22 protein-coding genes and 1 tRNA gene are annotated in these 24,319 nt (G+C 44.5%); 7 read left to right on the top strand and 16 right to left on the bottom strand.

The window, feature by feature from the left end; genetic code table 11:
• Nucleotides 1-3: 3 nt before the first annotated feature.
• The 6 genes from ACN0QW_RS05785 to ACN0QW_RS05760 form a co-directional block, all read right to left on the bottom strand.
• Nucleotides 4-1,422 carry a sensor histidine kinase gene (locus ACN0QW_RS05785; RefSeq protein WP_417429569.1) on the bottom strand — a complete coding sequence of 473 codons (1,419 nt, stop codon included), beginning with the start codon at nucleotides 1,420-1,422 and terminating at the stop codon, nucleotides 4-6.
• A complete protein-coding gene (locus tag ACN0QW_RS05780; RefSeq protein WP_299373493.1) occupies nucleotides 1,419-2,078 on the bottom strand; it encodes a response regulator transcription factor in 660 nt (219 codons plus the stop codon). The genes ACN0QW_RS05785 and ACN0QW_RS05780 overlap by 4 nt, the downstream gene beginning before the upstream one ends.
• Nucleotides 2,075-5,260 carry an efflux RND transporter permease subunit gene (locus ACN0QW_RS05775; RefSeq protein WP_417429567.1) on the bottom strand — a complete coding sequence of 1,062 codons (3,186 nt, stop codon included), beginning with the start codon at nucleotides 5,258-5,260 and terminating at the stop codon, nucleotides 2,075-2,077. The genes ACN0QW_RS05780 and ACN0QW_RS05775 overlap by 4 nt, the downstream gene beginning before the upstream one ends.
• Nucleotides 5,253-6,512: an efflux RND transporter periplasmic adaptor subunit gene (locus ACN0QW_RS05770; protein ID WP_417429565.1), complete on the bottom strand. Its 1,260-nt coding sequence runs from the start codon at nucleotides 6,510-6,512 to the stop codon at nucleotides 5,253-5,255. The genes ACN0QW_RS05775 and ACN0QW_RS05770 overlap by 8 nt, the downstream gene beginning before the upstream one ends.
• Nucleotides 6,512-7,978, bottom strand: coding sequence for an efflux transporter outer membrane subunit (locus ACN0QW_RS05765; protein WP_417429563.1), 1,467 nt, complete (start codon nucleotides 7,976-7,978; stop codon nucleotides 6,512-6,514). Before ACN0QW_RS05765 ends, ACN0QW_RS05770 begins: the two co-directional genes overlap by 1 nt.
• A gap of 162 nt (nucleotides 7,979-8,140) precedes the next feature.
• The gene (locus ACN0QW_RS05760; RefSeq protein ID WP_417429561.1) at nucleotides 8,141-9,985 is read right to left on the bottom strand and encodes a PHA/PHB synthase family protein; all 1,845 of its coding nucleotides are present in this window, start codon (nucleotides 9,983-9,985) and stop codon (nucleotides 8,141-8,143) included.
• A 208-nt stretch (nucleotides 9,986-10,193) separates the two neighbouring features.
• On the opposite strand from ACN0QW_RS05760, the gene ACN0QW_RS05755 reads away from it, so the two are divergent.
• The 7 genes from ACN0QW_RS05755 (at nucleotide 10,194) to ACN0QW_RS05725 (ending at nucleotide 17,838) form a co-directional block, all read left to right on the top strand.
• Nucleotides 10,194-11,219, top strand: a complete 1,026-nt coding sequence (locus ACN0QW_RS05755; protein ID WP_417429559.1) for an OmpA family protein — start codon at nucleotides 10,194-10,196, stop codon at nucleotides 11,217-11,219.
• 189 nt (nucleotides 11,220-11,408) lie between these two features.
• Complete coding sequence (locus tag ACN0QW_RS05750; protein ID WP_417429557.1) at nucleotides 11,409-12,620, top strand: LL-diaminopimelate aminotransferase; 1,212 nt, start codon at nucleotides 11,409-11,411, stop codon at nucleotides 12,618-12,620.
• Nucleotides 12,621-12,623: 3 nt separating this feature from the next.
• Nucleotides 12,624-13,913, top strand: a complete 1,290-nt coding sequence (locus tag ACN0QW_RS05745; RefSeq protein ID WP_417429555.1) for a homoserine dehydrogenase — start codon at nucleotides 12,624-12,626, stop codon at nucleotides 13,911-13,913.
• A 63-nt stretch (nucleotides 13,914-13,976) separates the two neighbouring features.
• Entirely contained in the window at nucleotides 13,977-14,945 is a 969-nt protein-coding gene (gene glpX, locus ACN0QW_RS05740) for a class II fructose-bisphosphatase (protein ID WP_417429553.1), read from the top strand.
• 134 nt (nucleotides 14,946-15,079) lie between these two features.
• Nucleotides 15,080-16,870: a single-stranded-DNA-specific exonuclease RecJ gene (gene recJ / locus ACN0QW_RS05735; protein ID WP_417429551.1), complete on the top strand. Its 1,791-nt coding sequence runs from the start codon at nucleotides 15,080-15,082 to the stop codon at nucleotides 16,868-16,870.
• 9 nt (nucleotides 16,871-16,879) lie between these two features.
• A complete protein-coding gene (locus ACN0QW_RS05730) occupies nucleotides 16,880-17,671 on the top strand; it encodes a DUF1194 domain-containing protein (protein WP_417429549.1) in 792 nt (263 codons plus the stop codon).
• 91 nt (nucleotides 17,672-17,762) lie between these two features.
• A tRNA-Glu gene (locus ACN0QW_RS05725) sits at nucleotides 17,763-17,838 on the top strand.
• 82 nt (nucleotides 17,839-17,920) lie between these two features.
• On the opposite strand, the gene ACN0QW_RS05720 is transcribed toward ACN0QW_RS05725, so the two are convergent.
• From ACN0QW_RS05720 to ACN0QW_RS05675, 10 genes are all read right to left on the bottom strand, one after another.
• A complete protein-coding gene (locus tag ACN0QW_RS05720) occupies nucleotides 17,921-18,928 on the bottom strand; it encodes a tyrosine-type recombinase/integrase (protein WP_417429547.1) in 1,008 nt (335 codons plus the stop codon).
• The gene (locus ACN0QW_RS05715; RefSeq protein WP_417429545.1) at nucleotides 18,925-19,116 is read right to left on the bottom strand and encodes a hypothetical protein; all 192 of its coding nucleotides are present in this window, start codon (nucleotides 19,114-19,116) and stop codon (nucleotides 18,925-18,927) included. Before ACN0QW_RS05715 ends, ACN0QW_RS05720 begins: the two co-directional genes overlap by 4 nt.
• Nucleotides 19,116-19,712: a hypothetical protein gene (locus ACN0QW_RS05710; protein WP_417429544.1), complete on the bottom strand. Its 597-nt coding sequence runs from the start codon at nucleotides 19,710-19,712 to the stop codon at nucleotides 19,116-19,118. The genes ACN0QW_RS05715 and ACN0QW_RS05710 overlap by 1 nt, the downstream gene beginning before the upstream one ends.
• 140 nt (nucleotides 19,713-19,852) lie before the next feature.
• Nucleotides 19,853-20,188, bottom strand: coding sequence for a hypothetical protein (locus ACN0QW_RS05705; protein WP_417429543.1), 336 nt, complete (start codon nucleotides 20,186-20,188; stop codon nucleotides 19,853-19,855).
• 15 nt (nucleotides 20,189-20,203) lie between these two features.
• Nucleotides 20,204-20,503 carry a hypothetical protein gene (locus ACN0QW_RS05700; protein WP_417429542.1) on the bottom strand — a complete coding sequence of 100 codons (300 nt, stop codon included), beginning with the start codon at nucleotides 20,501-20,503 and terminating at the stop codon, nucleotides 20,204-20,206.
• A 72-nt stretch (nucleotides 20,504-20,575) separates the two neighbouring features.
• The gene (locus ACN0QW_RS05695) at nucleotides 20,576-20,899 is read right to left on the bottom strand and encodes a hypothetical protein (RefSeq protein ID WP_417429540.1); all 324 of its coding nucleotides are present in this window, start codon (nucleotides 20,897-20,899) and stop codon (nucleotides 20,576-20,578) included.
• Nucleotides 20,896-21,951, bottom strand: a complete 1,056-nt coding sequence (locus ACN0QW_RS05690) for a hypothetical protein (protein WP_417429538.1) — start codon at nucleotides 21,949-21,951, stop codon at nucleotides 20,896-20,898. The genes ACN0QW_RS05695 and ACN0QW_RS05690 overlap by 4 nt, the downstream gene beginning before the upstream one ends.
• Entirely contained in the window at nucleotides 21,952-22,494 is a 543-nt protein-coding gene (locus ACN0QW_RS05685) for a hypothetical protein (protein WP_417429536.1), read from the bottom strand.
• A gap of 2 nt (nucleotides 22,495-22,496) precedes the next feature.
• Nucleotides 22,497-23,069 carry an HK97 family phage prohead protease gene (locus ACN0QW_RS05680; protein WP_417429534.1) on the bottom strand — a complete coding sequence of 191 codons (573 nt, stop codon included), beginning with the start codon at nucleotides 23,067-23,069 and terminating at the stop codon, nucleotides 22,497-22,499.
• Complete coding sequence (locus ACN0QW_RS05675; RefSeq protein WP_417429532.1) at nucleotides 23,069-24,301, bottom strand: phage major capsid protein; 1,233 nt, start codon at nucleotides 24,299-24,301, stop codon at nucleotides 23,069-23,071. The genes ACN0QW_RS05680 and ACN0QW_RS05675 overlap by 1 nt, the downstream gene beginning before the upstream one ends.
• Nucleotides 24,302-24,319 lie beyond the last annotated feature (18 nt).

The raw sequence follows: 24,319 nt of genomic DNA, 5'->3' as shown, positions 1-24,319 counted from the left end.
CACTTAGATGGGAAAGATTACTTCCACCTGTACGCCAGTCATATCTTCCGGATCGCTTAGTAGCACTTCGGCACTATGGATTTCAGCAACACGTTTAACAATAGACATGCCAAGACCTGACCCAGTTTCTTCTTCGCCTGCGCCGCGCACAAATCGATCAAATATATAATCTCGCATGTATTCAGGTATCGGACGCCCAGTATTCTTAATTCTTAATGTATGTTGCAGGTCATTAGAAAACACTTCGATAGAAACCACACCATTTTCAGGACAATATCTAACAGCATTATCTATCAAGTTACGGCACAAGACCCCAATTGCTGATGCAAGTCCTTTCAAATGACAATGATCGGGAAGGAAAACCCTAAAATCAATTTCTTTCTTGCTAATTTTATTGCCTAACTCAGCAGACACATTTTGAATAATCTTACACAGATTAACGTCCTTCAATTTCTCTTGCGCTGTCTTGGGGTCAAGTCGTGCAAGAGTGACAAGCTGTTCAACGGTATGTGTAGCGCGATCAACCCGTAAAGAAATAGCAACAAGGCCCTCTTTTTGAACGGGATCATTTGTTTGGCGTTCTCTTAGTTGTGCTTCTGATTTAATCGCGGCTAAGGGTGTTAATAGCTCATGCGCTGCATTTGCCGTGAATTTTTTTTCACTTTCAAGCGATGTGTTAAGTTCAGTTTCATTCCGTCGAATAACCCCATAACATAAATTAATTTCATCAACCAATGCTTTGATTTCTATCGGATTTTCATCGAATTTAATGATCGATCTATCTCTACCTTCTCTGGCTTCAATTTTACTCGATATGTTAATAATCGGTGTAATACCTTTTTTTATTCCCCAAAAAATACAGACAAAACTCAGAGGGAGAACGACAAAAACATAGGGAAAATATTCACTAATAAAAATAAAGATAACCAAGCCAAAAGGAAAAATCCCATCGAAGGCGAGCTCCATATCTTCCGTCGCAACCGCCCAGGCATTTTTCCCCTTAATTTTAGTCGCATGGGTCAACCAAACGATTTCATCATCCTGCTCTGGATCAAAAAAGGAACTCGGTCCTTCCTTGGTTGGTTCAGGCATCGTGGGACTTATATAGGATTTGATAATAACTTCACCATTATACCAAATTTGATAGCTACTATCGGAAGCAATTCCAGCATCAATAAAACTTGGTGGGTTTTGTGAAATTTGCTCTAGCCAATTAATTAGAGCCTGATCATTTTCATCAAAATAACTTATGGGTAGCGCGCTGGCTAAAATTTCACTTCTGACTTCAAGCTCATCTTCTGTCAGAGTTACAACAAGCCCCTTCAAACCAACGATAACGGTTGCAAAAACCAGTACCCAAGTAAGTAAGGTGATTGATAAAGTGTAATAATAGAGCCGTGTTTTAACGGAAAAAAACGTCATACACTTTCAACCTTATACCCGACACCGCGAAGGGTAGAAATTATATTTGATCCCAACCGTTTTCTTAATCTGGAAATCTGAGCTTCTATGGCATTGGGTGTCACACAATTATCCCAAGTGTAAGCGTATTCTTCTAGCTGGGATTTGGAAACATAACGCCCAGCATTTTCCATTAATTTTTTCAGGATAATGAACTCAGTCTTTGATAATTGAATTTCAATATTACCAAGTTTGACTTCGTGTCGATCCGGACACAAGCTTAATTGGCCTACAGTAATTATACTGGAAGCGCGAACTGCCCGACGTCGTCCCAAAGAACGAAGTCGCGCAAATAGTTCATCCAGATCAAAGGGTTTTGTCAGGTAATCATCTGCACCGTTATCCAAGCCTTCTATTTTTTCCGATGTTGCAGTACGCGCAGTTAACATAAGCACAGGCAATGTAATGCCTTTATTTCGTGCTTCTTTCAGGAAATCGATACCCTGTTGATCTGGCAACATCCAATCCAGTACGATAAGATCAAAAACACTGACCTCGAGAGCAAGAGAGGCATCCTCGGCTGACTTGACCCATTCACAAACGCTTCCGTCATGATGTAGTGCTCTTTCCAGTGTTGCCCCCAATTGCGGATCATCTTCGACCAGTAACACTTTCATGACTTAACTTTCTCACGTTGAGTTTGGCACATCTGGGTTTGGATGGGTGATCTTGGTTTATCACCTTTCACTGCATTCCTAAAGAATGAGATAATTCGAGAGATATCAAGACCTATTTCATAGAGAGAAGGGATTAATAACAAAGTAACAAAGGTTGCGAGTATAACGCCAAATGCCAAGGATATTGCCATCGGAATAACAAACTGAGCCTGATAACTTGTTTCGAACAAAATTGGCAACAACCCCAAAAATGTTGTCAACGATGTCAGAACGATTGGCCGAAACCGTGAAATACTACCATGTAAGATAGCAACCGAACTCTTCACGCCCCTTTGCTTCAGCTTATTAATCTGATCAATCAGAACCAGGTTATCGTTTATTACGACACCTGCTGCGGCAAGTACTCCCATGACTGAAAAGGCATTAATCTCTAGACCAAAGACGTTATGCCCTAAAATAGCACCAACCAAGCCAAATGGAACTGCTGTCAAAATAATACAAGGCAGCAGATAAGAATTACTTCCAATCGCCAAAATCGCATAGATGACAAAAAAGAAAATAACATACAGCTTGAATGATTCTGAAAGGAACTCATCTTCCTCTTCCGCGTCACCATCCAGTTTGTAGCTAAAATTTGGATATTCATTGCGTATATCTGCCAGATACAGATCGTTAATCACATTCAACAATTCAAAGCGTGTCCACTGGTCTTCATCAAAGTTGACATTGATTGTAGCTATTTGCTCCCCGTTGATACGCTCAATATAGCCCGGTGTTTTCGCATTTCTCAGCTTTGCGACGCTTGTAAAAGGAACCAGGACATCCTGATCCGTAATTTTCACAGGGAAGTCTTCAATATTTTCGATGTATAAGCGTTCATTTTCCGGAAGACGTAAATTAACGTCCATGGTTTCCATAACCCCGGGGAGTCGATCCACACGTGTACCGTAAAAAGCATCTGAGAGTTGATTACTGATACTGCTTACATTTGCCCCAAAACGCATCCCCTCGGGCAGGAGATCAATGAGAAACTCTTTTTGTTCTACTCCTTGCGTAACCGTAAAATTAAATACCCCGTTGGTTCCGAGTAGTTTTTGTTTCAGCACCTTAACATGTAATGCTATTTGTTCAGAATTTTTCCCGAAAATTTTCAACGAAATGCTATTGGCATCACCATCTTCACTTGAGGAAAAATTAACCTTTTTTGCATTTGCAATAACACCAAGTTCTTTTTGCCACTTGGCTTCGATCTCTTGTACAGGGATTGTTTTTAGGGCATCAGAATCAAGTTCTACCAACATATAAATATCATTATCGGCGATAAATGATGCTCTGTTTTTTATCAGTGTTGATAATGAAACATCATCTTCATGCGTAGCATCAAAATCGGATATTATTGCAGGAAGTACAGCCTCAAAAGATTTTTCAAGGTGCAACATTGTGTCGTGCATTTCATCTGCTGTCGTCCCCCGGTTCATATAGATCGACGAGATAATTTGTCCTTCGATCATATTGGGGAAAAGCTGCATCGGAACTTTACCCGATACCACTAAGCCTGCAGACAGAACCACAATTGATAAGAAGATAGATAAGGTAAAATAACGCCAGACAACTGCTCTTTTCACCAAAGGTCGATAGAGTTTAAGGATAACCACGCGCAATCCCTTTTGAAACTTTCTGCGCGGCATTTTAATCAGGTGGCTCAACCGACTGTCACTCCCGGGCTTAAGTGTAACCAAATGGCAAGGTAAGATCAGGAGTGATTCTATGAGTGAAAAACAAAGGACAGCAACAATGATAAAAGAAATATCAAAAAGAAAACTGCCGATAATACTCTTGAACATTAAACCGGGAACCGCGGCAGCAATCGTCGTGAGGACACCAAGAAAAACAGGCTTCCAAACATCTTTTACGCCAAGAAAGGCTGAATTTGCGCCGGGGCCATTTTTCTGTTGCCTGTTGTAAACACTTTCACCAACAACAATCGCATCGTCGACAACAACACCCAGGATCAACAAAAAAGCAAACGTCGACAGGTGATTGAGAGAAATATCAAACACGGGGAGGAGCCAGATCCCCCCAGTGAAAGAGATAATAATACCTGTGCAGACCCAAAATGCGAGCTTAAGGTTAAGAAAAAGGATCAGCACCACAAATACCAAGCACATACCAACCAGAGCATTGTCGAGTAACATGGTTAGACGCTGAGCAATGTCCTTGCTGTCATCTAGCCAAATGGTGACACCAACATTTTGCGGTAACTTATTTTTGATCTCATTAACTTTACGCCCTATTTCATCCCTTACACCGAGAAGATCTTGCCCTTCGGTAATAGAGACTTCCAATCCTGATGCGTTTTCTCCGTTAAAGCGGCTAACAAAATTTACGTCTTTACGATTAAATTTTATTTCGGCGATTTCGCCCAAGATAATTTTTTCACCTGTTATTTTATTAACAACAGAAATGTATTCAAAATCATTCGGGTGATAAGCTCTTTCGTTTCCTCGTATAGATATTTGATTACTACCGTGTCCGATAGAACCAGCAGGTACATTTACAGAAGCCACAGAGATCGCATTGGCAATATCTTTTAAGGTGAGGCCAGTTCGCCTTAAATCATCAGAAGGTATTTCTATTGATATTTCACGTTTAGGCGCAGAAAAGAGCTTCACGTCACTCGCACGAGTTTCGCTAATGAGTTTATTTTTAACCAACTCACCAATACGGGTCAGGGTTTCCAAATCAACGTTTCCATGGATAGCAATATCCAGAATACGATCTTTATCTTTGGTTTCCGTTATTTGGGGACGCTCAATCCCTTTGGGTAACGTGCCAAGAGCATCAATCTTCCTTTTAATTTCAGAGACTTTTTCATCAATATCCACATCAGAATAAAAAAAGATCGTTGTTGTTCCGATGTCCTCAACAGCGAAAGAGTATAGGTTTTTTATACCTTCTATATTCTTGAGCGCATTTTCGACAGGTATCGAAATGTTTCGGGTAATAATTTCAGGCGTCGCACCATTATATTCGATTGTTATATCAACGGCATTTAGCTTCGTAGGCGGAAATATTTGGGTTTTAAGATCAAAACTGGCGACGATCCCCCCCAATAATATAACTGCCATTAATAAATTGCTGGTAACCGGGTTTTTGACAAACCAATGAAGTATTTTATTCATTGATCAAAATCACCTGATTATTATTGCTATCAAGGGCATGGTTATTGATAGCTAAATTTTTGATAGAATCTATTTTTCCAACAGCACCATTTGAATTAGTTCTGATTTTCATGCCTTCGACAAAAATTTCAGGTGGCTGGGTTAAAATTTTTGTTGGAAGTTTAATATCTGCCGTAAAATAAACTAACCCCGTATCTTTGTGATGAATATTGATTTTTCGTTGGCGAACAAAATCATCCAGATCAACTTCAAGAATACTATTTCTCAGATAAAGGGCACTCGCGGGTATCCTATACATATTCGATATTGTTTCAGACTGTATTTCAGCAAAAACAAAAGTACCGGATAGTAATAGATCTAAAGAAAATCTTTCCTCAAAATTTACATTGGCTATCAACATATACTGATTAGTTTTCGTTTGAATTTCTTTTTCTATTCCAATAACTTGACCAGTCCAAAGACGATTATCTTTTCGCTGAGGATCCCTTATAACGATGGCTGTTGTTTGAATACTCTCTTCAGAAAATGAAAGACTATCCAGCTGACGTCGGGTTACAGGCAGCCTGACTTCCAATAAGCGATCGGAAAAGAATTTGGCAACATTCGTCCCTGAAGAAACATACTGCCCAACAGCGGCTAACTTTTCTCTTATAGCGCCATCGTAGGGCGCAACAATTGTCGTCCTGGAAAGAGCTAATAATGCTTTTTTCTGTTCTGATATTGCTGCCTCAAGATTGGCCCTTGCCTCGTTTAACTGGGGTACTCGTAAAGTTAGGGAGGAGGGAGATCCTTTACCGTATTTTTTCCACTCTAATTTTGCGAGCTTTGATTCTGCTTGTTCTTTGATCAGCTTCTGTTTTGCGCTGGCCACATTGGCCTTAGCTGTCGCTAGTGATAGTTCATAATCGCGCGAATCAATTTGAAAGAGGAAATCTCCCTTCACAAAACGATCACCAACCTTAAGGTCCGTTGCTGTTTTTGTAATAATGCCAGAAACCTGTGTTGTTAAAATCGTCTCAAATTTTGGATGTACAACACCTTGAGTTTTAATCTTAAAATTCGGGTGTTTCTCAACAAGATTGTAAGTTGATAACTTTGGTAATTCCGGTTGTTTGGATATCTCAGCAACGACCGGTTGTTCATCCTCAATTACAACAACGGTAAAGAATATTGATACTGACAAAATCAGAATGGGAAAAATTAGTTTTAATAGTAAAATCGTTGTTTTTTTAAACGATAAATCGAAAGTCATCACAAATTCCTGTTATCTTCTGCCAGCTCTGGGTCAGCAAGTTCAGGATCAGCCAGTTCAGGATCAGATAGAACGCTCTTTTGCAGCGGCGTGTTACGCCCTCCAAGAGCCAGGTAAAGATTCACCCGGGACAAAAGTCGTTGTTTTTGAATATTAATAAGTCGGGATTTGCTTACAAAAAACCTCTGCTGTGCTTGCAACAAATCCAGGATAGGAATCAAACCGCTGTAATATTTTTCGCGTGAAAGGTTTTGGCCTTGCTCAGCCATCAAAGCGGCACGGCTTAACTCTTCTTCTTGTTTTTTGAGATAAATTTCATTTCCCAGATGATTTTCGACCTCATCAAAAGCCTTCAAGGCAGTGTTCACGTACTCTGCAATAGTTTCATTTTTTATCGCCTTGTTTTGCGCGATAACTGCACGACGTTGCCCTCCATCATAGATCGGCTGGATAATGTTACCTGCGATAGAGGCAACAAGGCTGTAGGGATCAAAAATGTCACTCAATTTTCTATTTTGATAACTGGTGCTTTGTGTAAGAGACAATCTGGGCAATCGATTGGCCTCAGACGCATTCAAATTGTGATGCGCCGCGATAATTTTCTGTTCAGCGATAAGAAGATCGGGGCGATTCACCAATAAATCAGACGGAATACCAGCAGAGAAATCTGTTACAATTTTTGGAAATTCTTTCGCACCTTTAATCTTCCCGGAAGGATATCTCCCAAGAATTAACTCTAATTTTCTAATAGCCTGTGATCTCTCATTAACCTTTGATGTTAACGTAGCATCTGCATTTGCAAGATCAGTTTCCACAAGACGAAGATCTAGAATTGATCCAATTCCTTGTTGATATCTGTCCTGTGTCCGTTCCACGACCTCAATCAAGTTGCTCTTTTCCTGACGCGCAATATCCAGCTGTTGCTCCAAGGCAATAAGCTCAATCCATTGCAACACAATACGCGTCGCAACTGACAACTCAGCAAATTCAACATCGCTTTGTCTCTGTAACAAGATACTATAAGAGGCTTGTGATTCGGCCTCTAAACGTCCCCAGACATCTATTTCCCACGAAATTCTTGCTTCGGCTTTAAAGGAATTCTCATAATTTTTAATGCGTTCGCCATTCAGGCCTTTTGACGAGCTTTTTGTTCTGCTGGCATCACCGGATAGATCTATGCTGGGGAATAGAGCTGATTCGGATACGTCATACTGAGCAATTTGTTGTTCTAAGCGTGCTCTGGCCGATTTTAGTTCCGGATTGTTACTTATTCCCTCAACAATAAATTTACTGACTTGTTGATGAAAATCAGGTGTAAACCACGTTTGAGAGACCGCAACGACAGCGTTTTTATTAACATGAGACTTTTCATGGGAAGACCACTGATCAGCGACCTTTGGCAACGTCGTTTTATAATCAGGAAGATCCGTCGAAATGACACACCCCTGCACAGCAATAATGCTCATTGCCGCAACTAGTCGGGGAAAGTGAATTTTAGATAATATAAGCCAGCACATCGGCCTAAGATAAGACCCGAGCCTGACAAAACGCTGACAATAGCAACCAGCTATTAAATCAACGTTTTGTTTGAGAGTTTAGACAATCGTTAGAAAAGATATTTATCTAGCTTATCGGGATTTTACATAACGCCCCGGTGCTGGTTCGATTATCTTTAAAGCTGCTTTATCTTTTGACATTCCTTCACCAGGATTTCGGGCAGGGACAAGCTTTCCGCTTTTCTTCTGCGCCCATTGTGCCCAATGAGGCCACCATGATCCTGGGTATTCTTTTGCAGCCTCAAACCACTTATCAGGATCATCGGGAGTGTCCGAATTAATCCAGTGCGAATACTTTTCAGCAGCAGGAGGATTAATAATGCCGGCAATATGCCCGGACGCGGCAAGCACAAACTCTTTTTCGCCTGAAAAATGACGCGTATTGGCATAGGTGGATTTCCAGGGAGCAATGTGATCTTCTTTTGCAGAGATCATAAAGCTTGGAACATTAATTTTACCCAAATCAATGGGTATACCGTCTAATACGACCCCACCGGGTTCTACCAGTTTATTATCTAAGTACATGTTTCTGAGATAAAAAGAATGCATTTTGGCTGGCATTCTCGTCGTATCAGAGTTCCAATAAAGCAAATCGAAGGGGAAGGGGGTTTTACCGCGCAAATAGTTGTTCACGACAAAAGACCAGATAAGATCATTGGCCCGCAACATATTAAAAGTCGTTCCCATTTCAGCCCCATCGAGATATCCTCGATCAGACATTTTTTTCTGAAGAACTTCCATCTGTTCTTCATCAATGAAAACTCTAAGCTCGCCCGCTTGGGCAAAGTCCGTCATTGTGACAAAGAACGTACCACTCTTGATACGTTTGTCTTTCTTTTCCGCCATGTAAGCCAAGGTAGAAGCTAATAGAGTCCCCCCTAAACAATACCCAATGGCGTTTACTTCTTTCGTCCCCGTTACTGTTTCAATGGCATCAAGTGCGGCAAGGGGGCCGCGGAGCATGTAATTTTCAAAAGAGTAATCGGCCAAACTCTCATCTGGGTTCACCCAGGAAATCATAAAAACCGTAAAGCCCTGTTCCACAGCCCACTTGACGAAAGAATTTTTAGCTTTGAGATCCAGAATGTAGAATTTATTGATCCAGGGAGGGATGATCATAAGAGGGCGAGAATAAACTTTCTCTGTCGTTGGGGCGTATTGAATAAGCTGCATAAGCTCATTCTCATAGATAACGCTGCCCTCTGATGTTGCGATGTTTTCACCCAAGGTAAAAGCATCTTCATCCGTCATTTTAATACGACCTTTTTCCAGATCGGAAATTAGATTTTCCAAACCTTGTAGTAAATTTTTGCCTCCTGATTCTGCTGTTTCTCGCAAAATTTGGGGGTTTGTCATCAAGAAATTACTCGGGGAAAGCGCATCCAAAAACTGTTTCGTATAAAAATCGACTTTACGTGCGTCGGTCTCGCTCAGGCCATCTACATCCTTAACAGAACTATGAATCGTATTTGCCGTCAAAAGATATGATTGCTTTATAAATTTAAAAAAGGGATTTTCTTCCCACGCTTCATCTTGGAAGCGTCGGTCACCTTTTTTCTTTTTATGCTCTTGATTTGCAGAAGACGATTCTTTCGCCGTTTTTGGTTTATTTTCCTCGGATTGATTATCCGGGTTAAAGAAATTTTGCGAAGCTTCTAACCAAAGAGAATTATAGCCTTGCCAAAGATCTGTTTGTAATTTGATCGCTTTTTCAGGATCCGACCAGAATTGTTGCGACAATTCCCAGAATGCTTTGCCAATCCGCATGGGATCAGGCTCATTATCTAGAGTTTTTACGCTTTGTTTCATTAAAAAGCGTTCAATCATTGCCTGAGATTTTTCAGAAATTGCTGTCATTGTTTCAGTAATTTCTGAGGGATCAGGTAGCTTTATTCCCTCGGGGTGTTGATCGACCATCCAGCTTTCCCTATGATCTGTTTAGTCTTTTTATAGAATAGTATATCGCCTTGTAGCTCTTTCAATGTTATACACCCATTGTTACAGCTGGAAGCGCAAAGAACAACAAGTGAGGTCAATTTCGTTGCTAAATACATCTATTCAGTTGTAATTTTGATGTATGTGTATCGATTTATTTGACGTTTGCATGGGGGAACGGTCTTTAGTTATGGCCAAGGACAAATATATGCCAGAGTTGAGAAAACGTAGTGTATACCGCTTTGGGGGTAAAGGTCGCATTGTAGGAGCAATTGTGCTTCCATTGATGCTTGCAGCCTGTTCTTCAACACCTGATTGGGCGAACCCTATCGCTTGGTTTGATAGTGACGAACCTGAGCAACCGACACAGGTCACCAATGCCGAAAATGTCGTGCCCGCCGAAGGATTTCCGAATCTTTCAAGTGTACCCGGCGAATCACCTCAAACGACATCTGGCGATTATAGAAGTCAGGTAGCCGAAGGTTTGGTCGCGGACCGTAATAATGCGGAATATAGTGATCAACCATTAACTGCTAGGTCAACACTTGTTCCTGCTGCACCTCCACCAGCTGTACCGCAAGCGCCCTCTGTTGCACAAACGACACCACAGGCTGCAGCTCCGGTTGTACCAAACACAGTGCCAGCATCACCCCAAGCCGTTCCCGGTGCATCATCGCAAACAACTGTTATATCATCTCAGGGGGCCGCTTTACCGCCCGCATTTCCAAACGGCGCACCAGCATACGCACAAAATCAATACACTGGACCACAGTACAACACGCCAAGCTGGGGCTCACCTTACGCACAACAGCAGGGTTATACAGGTCAAGCAGCTTACGGATCACCCTATGCCGCACAAGCTGGTGGACAACTTGTTGCTGTCATCTACTTCTCACACGGTTCATCAAACCTAAACAATCAGGATATTCAAGTCATTCGTGATGTCGCTGCATTATACGGACAACGCGGCGGAGCCATTACAGTTCTTGGACATTCAAGCTCCAGAACACAGCTAACAGACGCATTGCGCCATCAACAGGTTAACTATGAAATCTCTGGTCGTCGTGCCGAAGCCGTTACGCGCGCCTTGCAAAACTCTGGTGTTCCCGTACGTCAAATCATTACAGATGCACGATCTGACAGTAACCCTGTTTTCCACGAGTTCATGCCAACGGGTGAAGCAGGGAACAGACGCGTAGAAATATATGTAAACTAGGCACCTTATCCTGAGAAATTTTTGATAAATTTCTCTAAATAAAAACGCATAAAACATTGGTCACGGAGCTGGTATTCTGCTATCTGCTTCGTGGCCTTTTTTATAGGGGCTAATCACCTTGGTCAGAAGAGAAAAGAATATCTCTTTTTTCTGGCTAAATAGAGATAACCCAACAATTTCGAGTTGAGTATGGACCAGGAATTTCACCGTATAAAACGCTTGCCGCCTTATGTATTTGCTGAAGTTAATGCATTGAAAGCAGCGGCACGAGCGGCGAAAAGGGATATTATCGATTTTGGTATGGGAAATCCAGATCAGCCTCCACCACAACACGTTATCGACAAACTAACCGATGTTGTTCAAAATCCCAGAGTACACGGATATTCTACATCTCGCGGTATTCCCGGTTTGAGAAAAGCAATATCAGCGTATTATGATCGACGCTTTGGTGTTGATATTGATCCCGAAACAGAAACTATCGTAACACTAGGTTCAAAAGAGGGCCTCGCCAATCTGGCACAGGCGATCACCAGTCCGGGTGACATTATTTTGGCACCAAACCCTAGTTACCCGATCCACGCTTTTGGATTTATCATTGCTGGCGCAGCCATCAGATCTATGCCGATGACGCAGAGCGGGAATATCATGGAGCAGTTGGAAATAGCTGTTCGACATTCCGTTCCCAAACCTTTGGCTATTATACTGAACTATCCATCAAACCCAACAGCCGAAGTCAAGGATTTAGATTTTTATGCAGAGATCGTGGATTTCTGCCGTAAGCACGAAATCTATATCATTTCTGATCTGGCTTATGCCGAGGTTTATTTTAACGATACACCGCCGCCATCAATTCTTCAGGTTCCCGGCGCAAAAGATATTGCCGTCGAATTCCTGTCCATGAGCAAGACATACTCAATGGCAGGATGGCGTGTCGGATTCTGCTCAGGAAATAAAAAACTTGTTGCCGCACTGACCCGGGTTAAATCCTATGTTGACTATGGTGCCTTTACGCCTGTTCAGGTCGCCGCAGTGTCTGCCCTCAATGGCCAACAGGAATGTATCAGTGAAATGCGCGACCGCTATCGTGGTCGCCGGGATGTCTTGATAAAAGGCCTCAGTGCAGCAGGGTGGGATATACCAAGTCCCCCCGCGACAATGTTTGCCTGGGCACCTTTACCAAAAGAGTTTGCTCACTTGGGATCTATGGAATTTTCCAAGTTATTATTGGAACATGCTAATGTAGCGGTTGCCCCCGGTGTCGGTTTTGGCGAGTATGGCGAAGGTTTTGTCAGGTTGGGACTCGTAGAAAACGAACAACGGACGCGTCAGGCTGTTAAAAATGTAAAAGCTATGATGCAGAAAAAAGACAGTATTCTTGAACAAATTAGTAAGCGGAAATAAATCGTGAGTGAACCCCTTAAGATTGCGATCGCCGGATTAGGTACCGTTGGTACTGGAACCGTCAAACTTATTCAGGATAATCTAAACGTCCTAGCCCAACGTACGGGACGAGAAATGTCAATCGTTGCCGTATCAGCACGTAGCAGAAAAAATCGCGATTTTGATATGAGCGACATGACCTACTATGATAACGCAGTGGACATGGCCGAAAACTGCGACGCTGACGTTCTTATGGAACTGATAGGCGGTTCCGAGGGCATCGCAAAAGAAGTCGTGGAAGTATCAATCGCCAAGGGGCGTCATGTTATTACCGCGAACAAGGCGCTGCTTGCACACCACGGAACTGAACTAGCAAAACTGGCTGAGAAAGCCGGCGTTGCTTTGGCTTACGAAGCTGCCGTCGCTGGCGGAATTCCGGTTATCAAAGGGCTTCGCGAAGGGCTCGCAGCCAACTCCTTTGACCTTGTGTATGGCATTCTCAATGGCACGTGTAACTTTATCCTCACCAATATGCGCGAAACAGGGCGCGACTTTGAGGAAGTGCTTTTTGAAGCTCAGGAACTTGGTTATGCCGAAGCAGATCCTAGTTTTGATGTCGATGGTGTTGATGCAGCACATAAGCTATCACTCTTAAGTTCCGTATCATTTGGTACTGAGGTTGATTTTGACGCTGTTTACATAGAGGGCATCAGAAATATTTCGGCACTTGATATTGTAAATGCAGAAGAGCTCGGATACCGCATTAAACTTCTTGGCATTGCCCGTAAGACAGAACATGGCATCGACCAACGTGTTCACCCTTGCATGGTTGCCAAAGATCAACCTATTGCCTCTGTAGAAGGCGTTTTGAATGCTATCGTCTGTAACGGAAATCACGTTGGAACAACAATGTTCGAGGGTGCAGGGGCGGGCGGAGGTCCAACAGCTTCAGCTGTTGTTGCTGATCTCGTAGATATTGCCCGCGGCACTATTTTGCCAACTTTCGGCGTTCCGGCCAACGCGCTTGAAAAGCCAATAGCCCAGCCCGTAGAAAAACGCGAAGGTTCTTATTACTTGCGTTTACAGGTCGAAGATCGTCCCGGCGTAATCGCAGATATATCCAATATTCTTAAGGACCAAGATATTTCTGTTAAGTCACTCATTCAGCATGAATCCAACCCCGGAAAGTCAGTTCCGCTTGTGATTACAACACAGGCAACAGTAGAAACAGCAATGAGCCGATCTCTTGAAAAAATCTCGCAACTCGATTGCGTACTAGAAAAACCAAATATGATCCGGATCGTCTCTCTTTAATAGAACGATTTGAAAGCAATAACCGTTCACTATTGAACGGTACCAAAGTCAGAGGACAAAGATATGGAACGCAACCTGGCCCTAGAGACCGTACGTGTCACAGAAGCTGCCGCACTGGCTTCTTCCCGCCTTATGGGGCGTGGAGACGAGAAAGCAGCTGATCAAGCCGCTGTAAATGCTATGCGAGACGCTTTAAACGGCTTAGCGATTGACGGAACCGTTGTTATCGGTGAAGGCGAACGTGATGAAGCGCCAATGCTTTATATCGGTGAAAAAGTCGGAAAGGGCGGTCCAGGCATTGATATTGCGTTGGATCCCTTGGAAGGTACAACACTGACAGCCAAAGGTGGCCCCAACGCAATGTGCGTTATTGCCATGGCTGAATCAGGAAACTTCTTGAACGCACCAGATACCTATATGGATAAGATTGCCGTTGGTGCCGGACTTCCAGAAGGCGTAGTTGATCTTGACGAGACAGTTGTAAATAACTTGTCCAGCCTTGCAAAAGCAAAGAAAACTGACATTAGTGATCTGGTTGTCTGCATTATGGATCGCCCACGTCACGAAGAGAAAATCGCACAGGTTCGCGAATGCGGTGCCCGTATTGTTCTTATTGGTGACGGCGATGTCGCCGGTGCCTTGGCAACCAGCCGTTTTGATAGCGGTGTTGATCTGTTCATGGGGGCAGGCGGCGCACCTGAAGGCGTTCTAGCTGCTGCGGCTCTTCGTTGTACTGGCGGTCAGTTCCAAGGCCGTTTGCTCTTTAGAAATGATGATGAAGTCGCCCGTGCACGTCGTTGGGGCATTGAAGATCTCGACCGTAAATACGAGATCAACGAGCTTGCCAAAGGTGATGTCATGTTTGTTGCAACAGGCGTAACAGACGGTAGCTTGCTTCGCGGCGTACGTCGTTATCAAGGCGGTGCAACGACACAGTCTATCGTGATGCGTTCCAAAACGGGAACATCTCGCGTGGTTGATGCTACTCACAACTTCTACCGTAAAACATGGTATGACAATCTGGGTGTTTAAAACCTTTATCAGATAAGCAGAAATAAAAGAGGCGCCGCACTGGGCGCCTCTTGTTTTTTATGGGAAGCTCGGTAGGCTAAGTACGTAGGCTGTATATATTTCCTTAAACACTTTTAATTGGTCGGTTCATTATTATGCAGGGCAAAGAACGTGATACTTTTCTGGGTATCGAAAGCTCTATCACAGGCAAGCGTTGGGAAGAGCGTTTAAAAGACCACCGTTCGGCTCTTGCTCTCAGTCAACGTCTAGGTTTACCCGAAATTATAGGCCGATTACTGGCCGCCCGTGGCGTCACTTTGGATACAGCCGAAGCCTTTTTGAAACCAACCCTTAAAGACTGGTTACCAGACCCATCTGTTTTAAAGGGAATGGATGACACAACAGCACGACTTCTCAAGGCTCTGGAACAAAAAGAAAAGATAGCTGTTTTTGGAGATTATGATGTAGATGGAGCAACTTCCTCTGCTCTTCTAATACGTTACTTTAATGCAATAGGCGTTGAAATTGCCGTACATATTCCAGATAGAGTAAGTGAAGGTTACGGCCCCAATCTTCCAGCATTGTTAAATTTGCAGAAGCAAGGATGCTCTCTCGTCATTACAGTGGATTGTGGCACATCGGCTTTTGAAGCTCTTGAAGGTGCAGAGCAAGCCGGTCTCGATGTCTTAATCATTGACCATCACGAGGCTGAAGCGTTGTTACCACCCGCGGTTGCCGTTGTGAACCCGAACCGACAGGATGAAACTCGCGAATACGGATCTCTTGCTGCGGTGGGCGTGGTTTTTTTGGTTCTTGTTGCTCTAAACCGACGCCTGAGAGAATCAGGATGGCTCAGTGAACACAATATAAGAGAGCCCAATCTTATGTCGCTTCTAGACCTCGTTGCTTTGGGAACAGTCTGTGATGTTGTTCCGCTATCAGGGCTAAACAGAGCCTACGTCAGTCAGGGCGTCAAGGTTCTGGCCAAACGACATAACCCCGGTATTGTTGCACTATCAGATGTGGCCAAACTTTCTGAAAAACCTGACAGCGGACATTTAGGTTACACCTTAGGTCCTCGTGTTAATGCAGGTGGACGTGTTGGACAATCTTGGCTCGGCGCGAAATTACTTTCGACAGAAAATCCTGACGAAGCACTAAAAATAGCATCACAGCTGGAAGAATATAATTCAGAACGCAAAACAATTGAAACAGACGTCCTCGACCAAGCACTGGGTACCGTTGGGGATGAAACGGAACTAAAAGGCATTGCCATTGCGTCCGGTGAGGGGTGGCACCCCGGTGTTATAGGTATTGTCGCTAGCCGACTTAAAGATCGCTATAATATGCCGTCCCTTGTCATCGCCTTTGATGAAAAGGGGATTGGCAAAGGATCAGGCCGTTCTGTCCCCGGCGTCGACCTTGGCGCTGCCGTCATTGCTGCACGTCAGGCAGGCTTGCTCGAAAATGGCGGGGGACATGCCATGGCAGCAGGCCTGACCGTTCACAAAGAAAACTATACAGAACTGTGTGCCTTCTTATCAGAACGCCTCTCTAAAGCGTTGTCTGAAGTTTCTTTTACACCAAGCATCGGTATAGACGGGGCACTTCAACCTGGCGGAGCCAGCACGGATCTTATCGACTTACTGGATTCATGCAGCCCCTTTGGCGTTGGCAACCCTCAGCCTAGGTTCGTATTACCTTCCGTCCGTGTTTTACGCCCCGGTCTCGTTGGTGAAAGTCACGTCAGATGCATTCTAAGCGGTTCTGACGGGCGGACCATCAAGGGGATAGCCTTTCGATCCCTTGATAATGAATTGGGACAACTGCTTTTGAATACAGGGGGTATGCCCATCCATGTCTGCGGGAAACTAAAACGTGATACCTGGTCAGGACCAGATGGTGTACAATTAATTATAGAAGACGCCGCACCAATAAACGGGTAAGATAACCGAATGAAGCAATCGTTTCTTTCTAACAAACGCTATTCTTTTAATTGTTTTCATTCCTTAGGCAGAATAGTTTCTGCCTTTTTTTTAACTGTTTTCCTCACATCAGCCCCTTTCCCAGAAAAGAAAGCCTTTGGGCAAGAAGCCGTTCAAGTTGATTTAGAACTCGTTCTGGCAGTTGATGCCTCTACAAGTGTTTCCGCTCAGGAATTTGATCTTCAGATGCGGGGAATTGCGCAGGCCTTTCGCGATCCCTCTGTCGTGCAAGCCATTGCCGTTGCCGGGGATCATGGCGTAGCCGTTGCTGTGATCCAATGGGCGAATAACCTTCTGCAAAAAGTTGCTGTCGATTGGTTCTTGATTCGCGATGAACAAAGTGCCGCAGAATTTGCCGACATCGTTGATGAAACACCCAGATATATTTTTGGGGGTGGGACCTCTATTGGTGGGGCTATTACCTATTCGACCCGTCAAATGGAAATTAATCCCTTCATTGGTGCGCGCAAAGTTATCGATATTTCCGGTGACGGACGATCCAATCAAGGCGCACCACCAGAACTTGTTCGTAATCAATCCACCACACAGGGTATTGTGATTAACGGTTTAACCATTAACAATGAAGATCCCTTCATTGATCGATACTACGAAAAGTTTGTAATTGGTGGCACAGGGGCCTTTGTTCAAACGGCAACCACCTATGAAGATTTTGGGGCCGCGATGAAAGAAAAGCTGATCAAAGAAATCGGGGGCGTGCCCGTTGCGCAAAAAACCAACGAAATCAAGCTGGCCTATCAGTAATCGACCGCTAATTTAAAAAAAAATTACAGAATCGAAAATACCTACTTGCCAAGGGTCTCTGAAATCGGTAAATCCTTGCTCACCGAAAGATGACCCCTTCGTCTAGAGGCCTAGGACACCGCCCTTTCACGGCGGCAACACGGGTTCGAATCCCGTAGGGGTCGCCATTTCGTATTTTCCATAAAAAAACTCCTTTATTTTCAGCTACTTATTCGAGTGTGTCCCGTTTTGTGGTAGGTGTGTCCCGTTTTAGGATTTCCCAGCCGCCAATAATTTTACTATGCGGTTTCGATCTGCCGCGCGTGTATATCTTTCCACTTCCGCAAGACTCATATGCCCTGCCATAGCTGCGATTTGATGCGTTGTTGATCCATTCTCGGCCCAGTAAATACAAAAGGCTTTTCGCAATCCGTGTAATCTGGATTTTATGCCCGCCGCCCGCGCTGCTTTACTGAATCTATTACCAAGGCTTTCAGCTTTAAACGGCGTTCCTAAGTCAGTCAGTATGAAGGCAGGGGCAATATCAGGTGTTCGCTCTATTACCGCTCTTAGCTCAACTGACATAAGCACGCTGGCTTTAACTTTACTTTTCTGCCGCTCATAAGTCATAAGGCCGTCATTGATATTCTTTCGGCTTAATTTAACTAAATCTGATCTTGCCGCCCCGGTGTATAACCCCAGATCAAATATCAATCGTTCTTTTGTCCCAACGGACCAGCGTTTTTGAAAAGCCTCGATATCGTCAGCATCAGCAACGGGGAAACCTACTGTTTTAGGTCTATCTAATTCGATGTTTGATAATGGATTTTTCTTAATAAACCCCAATCGCCGCATATGCTCAAATACGGGTTTCAATGCCTTGTATTCATTTACAGCAGCATGACCGCCTTTAGAATATAAAGCCCGTTCTATGGCCTCGCTTGTGATTGTATCGAGCGGGCGTAAACCTTGCGTCTGTCTATATCGCTTGAAGATAGCCGATCTAGATTCTTTCGTGCCGTCCGAATATTTGGCCCAGCCTTCGTTATTGGATGTATATATATCAAGCGCCCAAGCAAAAGAGCCAGCTTGCGGCGTTTCAGTATTTGGGGGCATATCCTGCCAACGGGCATGTTCTGCCGCCCATGCTGCCATAACCCGCGGGTCATCGGGGTGTAATCCGTGAACATTTAAAGAACGCTCTATATCGCCTCGGCGGTAAGTATGAAACCATCTTCCCCGGCGTTGCTTCGAACGTAAGTAGGGGAGTTTCTTCATGATGCGTCACCCGAAAAAGGCTTGTCTTTCCACTTATCACTTGAAGATGGTTTATCAGGATATTCAAATTCAACGCCACCAGGTCCGATAACTTTAATGCGCGCGCTAGGACATAGATCACAAGCAGCCTTAAAGGCTTCCTTAATCTGGCGCGGCGTTGGCATTGAAGGGGACCGGGGGCTTGGCATTATTCCTCGCCACCTGCTAAATCAAGGCTTAGTTGATAAAGAGTATCAAGGGAAATCGCTCTACTTGTGTGAATAACGGAAGAAGGCGGGGGAAGAGGGAATTTAATATCTCCCATAAATACCGCTGTTTTGAACTTTATATCTCTTTGTTCCCCCAATTTTATCTGCAATTCTGCCGATAAACTAAAATCAGACATTTCCAAGGAAAATGCGTTATGAATAAACCAATCTTTGCAATCTGGGCCAATGTCGTTAGCTCGATCAAAAATAAAAGCTAGAACCTCCTCCAAGGTTTCACCTTCATACCTTTCATCAAATTGGGCTTGGGTGATATGTTCAAAGTCAGATAGATTAGGCAGAAAGGGAATTGGCCCAAATTGTTTTACGCGCTCCACGGCTTGACTTGGCCCTGAACAGGTTAGCAAGGCAATAGTCATTCGTGCGGCATCTAGCGGCGTCATGTCTGGCGCAGCGCGACCGCCTCGGCCCGATGTAAGAAGACCCGCTTCTTTAAGTAAGCGCGTATAAACTGTGATCGTCTTCTCAGGAATGCCGAAGATTCGAGATACGGATGTGTTAAATTCTTTTGATTTCATTCTATATGTATAAAACGCAAATAAATATATGTCAATTCATAATGCGTAAAACACAAATAACAAAAATAGATGATTCACCTCATAAAAAACAGCCAGAACGATGCCCTTGTTCTGGCTGTAATTAATCGACTTAACAGCGGTTAAGTATTATTTGGTGATCGAGCTGAAGGTTCACAAAAAAAACTCGCGGCCCCATTTTCAGATTTATGCTCTGAAAGGAACCCTTTCGTTAATTTGATCGCATTTTGGCTCACAGCGTAATCAGAGATAAAATCAATAGCTAGATAAGCGCCTTTCTTCTCAGACGCTGATAGGCCGTCAATAAGCTTTAGGAATAGAACAAACTCACGCATTGTGCTCTTAATTTTCAGCTCTAGTTGTGAATCTACTAAAGGATTTCTAGCTTGTTTCTCAGGAAAGTGGAGCTTGTGAATAGTTGCGGTTGCGTCTTTTATTGCGATTTTTGTATCTATCATTTTTTAAATTCCCTCTTATTGATTTTCTAGATAATCAATTAAGCTATCAACTAAATTACAGGCTGGCTCGCTACATTCAAAATGTACGAATTCCCTAAGTAACTTCACCTTAATAAGCATATCCTCGGCAGTTTCTGGCGTGCTTTCTATAATACTACGTTCTATTCCTTTACCTTCTTGAAACCAGCTATTAGGAATATCTTTCTCACCGTAGGTAACTGCTTTATTGTCCCACTTTTGCCAAGCGGTCCATAACAAGGCCATGACAGACATTTCTTTAACTGTGTCTTTTTTAAAGTTTATAGTATTTGTCATTTTCTTAATTTCCTCTTGTTTAGTTTTTATAAATCGGTGCAGGGCCAACCATGCGCCGGGGTCGTAGTGTTATTAAATAATTGGTGGTGCCGGGATAGAACCGCCTATAACGTCAGCATCAGCACCGCCAAGCATTCGATATGCTTCCCTTGCGTGCATCATCATGCCGTGGCGTACAGCGTCATCAATAATAAGAATTGATCGCCTTTTATCCGTGTTTTCGAGATTAGGGGGCCATGCAACCAGACCGCCTTTGCTTGTTCGTGCCAAGGCGCACCCACGCAATTCAAAGCCCCTTGCTTGGCAATCAAAAAAAGCAAGAACAATAGAGCCGCCCTTGTTCGGTTGTGGCTTTGAAACACGGGTCAGCCCAACAATATCCACTTTTTCAGTCATTGGTTTTGCTCCCCTAATCCCACTAATTTCAATGCTTGTTCTGGGTCTATTTCGGCTTCTTTAGCTTGTGACAAGGCGTTCACAATTCCAGATACCGCCCTTGCTCGCCCACCAATATCAAACGCCTGTAAGGGAACAAGAATGTCCATCGTAACTAGTGAGCCTAGTTTTTCGGTTGCTTCCTCAGCCATGATTTTGGCTATTGGTTGCAAGGTCCATTGTGCAAGGTGCCGTTGTGCTTCCCTTATCATGGGGCCTGTGGTGGATTTATTATTTAGTCCGGGCAAAATGCCAAAAGCCGCATTGATCTGGTCGCGGGCTTGATCCAGTGTTTTATCAAGCATTGCCTTAGAAAGATCAGGCGTTAGATCGTTTGCCCGCCAATCTTGCGCGGGTGCAGGGCCACCTGCAGCTTGAACCTGAACGGACTCTCGCACGAGCACGCGCCCGCGAGAACCACGGAAACCACGCGCAATATCCGCAAGGTCTGTTTCTGGTGTTTCAGGCATTGGAACGATTGACGAACCAAGGGGGGCATCCCCGTAAACCTCAACAAGTGCGTTCTCGATAATATCAAGCAGACCAGCCGAAAGACTGGATCGCCTCAATGGTGCCGTACCATGCCAAGGCTGGATTGCATCAGAACCAATCCGAAAATGCAAAACTTCATCCGCTAATGCCGTTATTGTTTGCCCGCCGCCAATTTCAGGCAAGGTCAAGCGGTAGGCCGTAGGTTTTGAATGCCTAGTGGATAAATCCCAATCCGATGCCGGGATTAAGGCGGTATCAGTAATATAAAAAAGGGATTCACCCCGCAGGGATAACATACGCCCCGCAATTGCCAACGCTCGCCTAGTCAAAAGGTTTGTTCCTTCAACGTCAGCAACCGAAAGGCCATTTTCCCATAAGAGGACCGCGCCTTGCACCGTCGCAGTCAATTCTGCGCGTCCCGTCGTTCCCGTGATATAATCCGTTCTCGCTTGGATCATCTGCGCGGTATATCCAGAACTGGACGCCGCACGCTTTTCATTCTTTTTCTTAAAAGGCCACATTTATTTACACCTCTTGTAAGGTCGCAGTAGGTCAGCCGCACCGCTCAGTTGAATTGAACGTGCCGCATGGGCCGCGCTACGTTGATAGCTTTCTTGGATAGCCCCGCCCATATTCACGCTATAACTGGACACGCCAACCATATCCGAGCTTTCATTCATGTATTCATAAAGACGCTTAAAGGCTTCGTGAACGGCCTTAGGGGGATCGCCTGCGCCAACTTGTGCAGTTATCTTGAATATCCCGTCATGGGGTAAGCTAAGGCCTACGGGACCGTTTTTAATGGTGATAGGGTTCCATTCCCCGCCCTGCCAAATCTCAGCATCAAAGGACACGATAGGGAAAAGTGGCGGCGTCCACCGTTCATTAGTTTCCGTTTCAATAACCCAAACAACCGCGCGTTCAGTATAGCGCATACGGGTGTAAGCCTCGATCCGCTCCCAAATAACAACTTCATCCAATGATGCGGGTAGGGGAGTGATGCCCGGCGGTAAATCTGGATAGGTCGCGGGCGTTTCTTCGTCTTCTCTCAGCAGGTCAACCATTTTTAAAGCCTCCAACGATTAATAACCGACGCAATTTTGCTTTGGTCAGGGGTATAATCTGGCTCCCAGTTTCGGGCCTCGATCTGGGCCGCCGGATAAGCTGGCTTTGTTACTGCGCTTATCTCAATAAGATCCGCAGATTTCACAACACGCAAAAGACCATCACCTGAACGCTTCACCATGTCGCCGCCTTGTGGGACACGAAAGCCGGGGGAGATACCACCAACAAGCCCCGCCGCTAATGTGCCTAGAAAATCCCGGACATATCCAACTTTATCCATTTCAGGGGATATTCTGGCCTCAAACGTCAAAGCGTCGTCTGTGTCGTCAAATTCCAGTGAACCAGCTCCGCGAGAAGCCAACGGCTTGTTCATGTCGTGATGAACCAGTAAATGAACGTCACCGCCACTGGCAACCGATGCCCCAAAAGCTCTTGCCTCAAAAACTTCCCTTCGCTTTTCCTTACCATCACTTAAAACGGTAGGGACGGCATAAGGGAAACGGCCCCTAAGGACGGTTAACCCGCCCTCAGAGGTGCGGACCTCAAGCCCGCCACTATATCCGCTCCAAAGCATTACGCTGTAAGCCCTGTTAGAATACGTGTTTGCAGACCACGAGGAACGGTATAATCTGCCGTTACAAGGCCAGTAAGCACGAGTGAACCTTGCGCCGCTTTTGTGTACGGATCACGGATAAGATCAACGCCGCCATAAAGCCCAAGATATCCGGGGGCAATCCCTTGAACGTTCGCCGCCATGATTGCAGACGCCGCAGGGATAACGTTGCTAACCGCTGGCGTTCCAACGTGCTTTGTTAATCGGTCCCATTCAGAAACAGCCGTTCCAGAAATAAGGGCTTCATCCAGATCAGACCATATCGCAGGGGTGAGGGCTAAATTAACTTGGCTTGCCGATGAAATGGCATTGGCTTCCATAAATGCGACAACCTCAGTACGGAACGCCGCCCACGTTGCCGCCGCGCCGATTGCCGTTGAATCAATGCCATAAGTTACGGCACCTGGAATAGTTCCTAATGGTTGCCCATCTGCGCCCGTACCACTTACAACCACACGATCTAGCTCCGTTCCAATTACCGAATTTAAATCGCGTCGAACAGATTGTTCCAGACCTTCACCGGATTGTTTAAGCGATTTTCGGCTTAGGATCATCTGCGCGCCGCCTGTATTATCAGGGGACAAGCTGCGCTCTGATGTTTCATATTTTGACGCTGCGCCAACATTAGCAAGTTCACCATCGGCCCAACCAAACACCGCGCCCGCCGTTGCAACAGGAAAAGACAAATCACCGCGCGCAATGCCGATCCGTTGAATGCCAAGTCTCGCCGCTACGGAATTAGGAAAAATTCTGTCAATGGTTGGTCTGATAGCTTTAGGGTTAATTTGATCGCTTGCAACTGTTTCGCCCGCTCTTGTCTCAAGTACCGCATAAGGAACGGGCATACCCTGATAACCACCTGATGCCCGCATTTCGTCGATAATTTCTTTTGTTGCGCCGTTTATTGCGCTGCCTTCGTCAAGAGACATAACAACTTGGCGTAATTCAAAATCATCAACCATATTTCGCCATTCAGTTTCTTGGCGAGATTCAATTTCCGCACCCGCTTTTTTGCGTTCTTCTTCTTCTGAAATTAACGCCGCGCGGTACTGGGTTTCTTTAGCTCTGTATTCTGTATCCAGTTCGCCAATCTTGCGGATTTCATCTGTGGAAGGTTTTTCAATTCCTGCCAATTCCGAAAGGTTTTCGCGAATTTCTGAACGTCTGATTTCTAATTTTTTTGATGTAAGCATGGTTACTTTTCCTTGTCT

The sequence above is a fragment of the Kiloniella sp. genome, assembly GCF_048259265.1.
In the GTDB taxonomy this organism is placed as follows: domain Bacteria; phylum Pseudomonadota; class Alphaproteobacteria; order Kiloniellales; family Kiloniellaceae; genus Kiloniella.
Note: the sequence above shows the minus strand (reverse complement) of the source record. Positions and strands in the feature narration are given on the sequence as shown.